The following is a 306-nucleotide window of genomic DNA, read 5'->3' as shown; positions in this document are numbered from 1 at the left end:
GAGCGCGCCGGGGATGAGGGCGAACCAGAATACCGTTCGCATGTCGTCGGCGAACAGCGCCATCAGCGCGATGGCGAGCAGCGGGCCGAGGAACCCCCCGACCGTATCGAGCGCCTGGCGCACCCCGTAGGCGCGCCCGCGGATGGAAGGCGGCGTGACATCGGCCACCAGCGCGTCCCGCGGCGCGCCGCGGATCCCCTTACCGATACGGTCGGCGAAGCGCGCGGCAAACACCATGGCCGGTGCGCCAGCGAGGGCGAAGAACGGCTTCGACGCGGCGCCCAATCCATAGCCGATGAGGATCAA

The 306-nt window shown here is 70.6% G+C and carries 1 protein-coding gene; it reads right to left on the bottom strand.

Features of this window, described 5'->3' with window-relative positions:
• Positions 1-306: MFS transporter (locus V5F48_RS25095; RefSeq protein WP_394260667.1), on the bottom strand; the 306-nt coding region annotated here is incomplete at both ends.

The organism is Xanthobacter autotrophicus ATCC 700552 (assembly GCF_043194565.1).
Classification (GTDB): domain Bacteria; phylum Pseudomonadota; class Alphaproteobacteria; order Rhizobiales; family Xanthobacteraceae; genus Xanthobacter; species Xanthobacter autotrophicus_F.
Note: the sequence above shows the minus strand (reverse complement) of the source record. Positions and strands in the feature narration are given on the sequence as shown.